We start from the raw sequence: 3,731 nt of genomic DNA, 5'->3' as shown, positions 1-3,731 counted from the left end.
GGGCAGGAACAGCAGGACGCAGTCCTCGGCCTCGCACTTCTTGATCTTCGCCGCGCCCGGCCCGGACAGGAGGTCCACGGCGTCCTCCGCGAAGACGGCGGCGAGCGCGGCCGCCGGTGAGCCGATACGGCGGTCCACCACCCTCAACCCGCCGTCTTCCCAGATCAGTTCGCGGATACGTGGGGCCGCACCCTGGGCGGTGGCCAGGCCGCGCAGCGCCGAAGCGGGCGGCTCGGCGCCGTCGAGCAGGGCCTGCACCACCGCGTCCACATCCGCGCGTACGGCATGCAGAGCGGCGAGGCCGGCCGCCGTCGGCGCGCGGTCCTGGACCTCGGCGGGCAGGCGGTAGGCCTCCGCGGCCAGCCACGCGGCCAGTTGCCGCGGGGTGCCGATCAGGTCGGCAGGGCCGCCGGGGCCGGCCGGCCGGGTGTTGGCCAGATCGAGGGCGAGGGGCTCGCCGGTCAACGGTGCGGGCTCATCCATGGCGCTAATGCTACATCGAAGGGTTGACGCATTAGCCACCCTCACGGTAGATCTGACGCATCGACCTAATGCATCTTCCGGCATAGAAGGCATGTGACATGACGACGATCACCGCACAGCCCCAGGACCAGCCGCAGCCCGACGGGCCGCAGACCTCCCCACCGCCCCTCGCCCTGCCGGCCCGAACTGCCCACCGCCGTACGGTCGTCGACGGCGTGGACGTCTTCTACCGCGAGTCGCTCCCGGACCGAGCCGATGCACCCGTCCTGCTGCTCCTGCACGGATTCCCGTCCGCATCGCACCAGTTCCGGCGCCTCATCGACACCCTGGGCCGGCACTACCGCCTGATTGCCGCGGACTACCCCGGCTTCGGCCACACCCGCGCCCCCGAAGGATTCACGTACACCTTCGACCGCCTCGCCGAGATCGTCGACGGCTTCACCGAGAACCTCGGACTGACCCGCTATGCGCTCTACCTCTTCGACTTCGGCGCCCCCGTCGGCTTCCGCCACGCGCTGCGCCACCCGGAACGGGTCACCGGCCTGATCGTGCAGAACGGCAACGCGTACGAAGAGGGCCTCTCCCCGGCCGCCCGCGACTTCACCGCGCTCACCCCGGACACCCCCGGTGCCGAGGAGACCATCCTCGGCCTGTTCACCCTCGATGCCACCCGTTCCCAGTACGAGGGCGGCACGCTCGACCCCGAACTCGTCGCCCCCGAGGGCTGGCTGCTCGACCAGCACTTCCTCGACCAGCCCGGCCGCAAGCAGGCCCAACTCGCCCTCGCGTACGACTACAAGAGCAACGTCGCCACGTATCCGGCCTGGCAGGCCTGGCTGCGCGAGCACCGCCCGCCGACGCTGATCACCTGGGGCACGAACGACCCCTTCTTCCCCGCCCCCGGCGCCCACGCCTACCTGCGCGACGTCCCGTCCGCCGAACTCCACCTCTTCGACACGGGCCACTTCGCCCTGGAGGACCAACTCCCGTCGATCGCCCCCTTGATCGCCCGCTTCCTCGACCGGCTGCCCGCCTGAACGAGCTCCCCGGAACGGTTCAACTGGTTCACCGAGGAGTGTGCGGCCAAACGGGCGCATACTGGTTAATACAGGGAGATAGGAGGACGAAATGATTGCACTCGGTCTCATCTTGCTCGCCATCGGCTTCATCGCCGACGTCTCCATCCTCTGGACGATCGGTCTCGTCCTGGTCGTGATCGGCGCGATTCTGTGGGTCCTCGGGTCGGTCGGTCACGCGGTGGGCGGTCGGCGTCACTATTGGTGACCGACGGACAACGGTGCGGCGGCTACGGCTGTCCGTGCCGCAGCGCACGGAGAAACGCCAGAGGGCCGGACCACTTACGCGGTCCGGCCCTCTGATCAGGCGGAGGATACGAGATTCGAACTCGTGAGGGGTTGCCCCCAACACGCTTTCCAAGCGTGCGCCCTAGGCCACTAGGCGAATCCTCCGCGGCAAACAATACAAGACGTTGAGGAGTGCTCGCGAACCCGTTCCCGGAGGTCCGGTGGGTGATCGGGGCGGGCTCGTTCGCAGCCCTCCGGATCGGGTACCCTTGGCGCAGCCCCTCACGTGGCGCTATCTGACTGAACTCCCCCAGGGCCGGAAGGCAGCAAGGGTAGGTTGGCTCTGGCGGGTGCGTGGGGGGCGCTTGCGTTCCCGGGCCCTCACCGCATTCCCGGGCCCTCACCGCGTTGCGGTCCGTGCCGGACGCCTTTCGGTCCGGGCTGTCAGTGCGGGCCGATAACCTCGTATGTGTGTCGTCCCTTGCGCTGTACCGCCGTTATCGCCCGGAGTCGTTCGCCGAGGTCATCGGGCAGGAGCATGTGACCGACCCGCTGCAGCAGGCGCTGCGGAACAACCGGGTCAACCATGCCTACCTGTTCAGTGGCCCGCGCGGCTGCGGCAAGACGACGAGCGCGCGCATCCTGGCCCGCTGTCTCAACTGTGAGCAAGGTCCCACTCCCACGCCCTGCGGCGAGTGCCAGTCCTGCCGCGATCTGGCCAGGAACGGGCCGGGTTCGATCGATGTAATCGAGATCGACGCCGCTTCGCACGGTGGTGTGGACGACGCGCGAGATCTGCGCGAGAAGGCCTTTTTCGGGCCGGCGAGCAGCCGCTACAAGATCTACATCATCGACGAGGCCCACATGGTCACCTCGGCGGGCTTCAACGCCCTCCTGAAGGTGGTCGAGGAGCCCCCGGAGCACCTCAAGTTCATCTTCGCGACGACCGAGCCCGAGAAGGTCATCGGGACGATCCGGTCGCGTACGCACCACTACCCGTTCCGGCTCGTGCCGCCCGGCACCCTGCGCGAGTACCTGGCGGAGGTCTGCGGCCGCGAGAAGGCGCCGGTCGAGGACGGGGTGCTGCCGCTGGTCGTGCGCGCGGGCGCCGGTTCCGTACGTGACTCGATGTCCGTCATGGACCAGCTGCTCGCCAGCGTGGGTGACGACGGTGTGACGTACGCCATGGCGACCTCGCTGCTCGGTTATACGGACGGTTCGCTGCTCGACTCCGTCGTCGAGGCGTTCGCCGCGGGCAACGGCGCCGGGGCCTTCGAGGTGGTGGACCAGATCATCGAGGGCGGCAACGATCCGCGCCGCTTCGTGGCCGATCTGCTCGAGCGGCTGCGGGATCTGGTGATCCTTGCGGCTGTCCCGGACGCCGCCGAGAAGGGTCTGATCGACGCCCCCGCCGATGTCATCGAGCGGATGCAGGCCCAGGCGCGGAACTTCGGCGCCGCCGAGCTCAGCCGCGCCGCCGACCTGGTCAACGAAGGACTGACCGAGATGCGCGGTGCCACATCGCCGCGCCTCCAGCTCGAGCTGATCTGTGCGCGGGTGCTCCTTCCCGCGGCATACGACGATCAGCGCTCCATGCTGGCCAGGCTCGACCGCCTCGAGCGGGGCGGCGCGGGCGGCGGAGGCGGAGGCGGCTTCGCGGGCGGCGGACAGGGCGGGAACCAGGGCGGAGGACAGGGCGGGAACCACGGCGGAGGACAGGGCGCGGGACAGATGCCTGCCATGGCGTACGTCCCCGGCCCCGACGCCCACGCTCCGCTGGAGGCTCCCGGGGGCGCTACGGTGCCGCCCGGCGGTGGCGCGGCCGCGGCCCGCGCCGCGGTGCGGGGGGCTTCGGGCGGCGGCGCTCCTGCTGCCCAGGCGCCTGAGGCACCGGCCCAGGACTCCGCACCGGCCGCACCCGCACCGGTCGCGCCGGCCACCCCC

At 70.1% G+C, this 3,731-nt stretch carries 4 protein-coding genes, 1 tRNA gene and 1 other RNA gene; 4 read left to right on the top strand and 2 right to left on the bottom strand.

The window, feature by feature from the left end; genetic code table 11:
* Nucleotides 1–483: CGNR zinc finger domain-containing protein (locus tag G6045_RS39850; protein WP_165337134.1), on the bottom strand; the 483-nt coding region annotated here is incomplete at its 3' end.
* Nucleotides 484–581: 98 nt separating this feature from the next.
* Here G6045_RS39850 and G6045_RS39845 point away from each other — a divergent pair.
* Both G6045_RS39845 and G6045_RS39840 read left to right on the top strand, forming a co-directional pair.
* Nucleotides 582–1,520 (top strand): alpha/beta fold hydrolase, encoded by a 939-nt coding sequence (locus tag G6045_RS39845; RefSeq protein WP_165337133.1) that lies wholly within the window; start codon nucleotides 582–584, stop codon nucleotides 1,518–1,520.
* Between the two features lie 91 nt (nucleotides 1,521–1,611).
* Nucleotides 1,612–1,767, top strand: a complete 156-nt coding sequence (locus G6045_RS39840) for a DUF6131 family protein (protein WP_165337132.1) — start codon at nucleotides 1,612–1,614, stop codon at nucleotides 1,765–1,767.
* 100 nt (nucleotides 1,768–1,867) lie between these two features.
* Here G6045_RS39840 and G6045_RS39835 read toward each other — a convergent pair.
* Nucleotides 1,868–1,952: transfer RNA gene (locus G6045_RS39835), tRNA-Ser, on the bottom strand.
* Between the two features lie 108 nt (nucleotides 1,953–2,060).
* Here G6045_RS39835 and ffs point away from each other — a divergent pair.
* Nucleotides 2,061–2,159, top strand: an RNA gene (gene ffs / locus G6045_RS39830) — signal recognition particle sRNA small type.
* Nucleotides 2,160–2,258: 99 nt separating this feature from the next.
* On the top strand, nucleotides 2,259–3,731 hold a 1,473-nt coding region (locus G6045_RS39825; protein ID WP_165337131.1), incomplete at its 3' end, for a DNA polymerase III subunit gamma and tau.

This window comes from Streptomyces mesophilus (genome assembly GCF_011044995.1).
Taxonomy (GTDB): Bacteria; Actinomycetota; Actinomycetes; order Streptomycetales; family Streptomycetaceae; genus Streptomyces; species Streptomyces mesophilus.
This window is presented reverse-complemented; position numbering and strand designations above follow the sequence as displayed.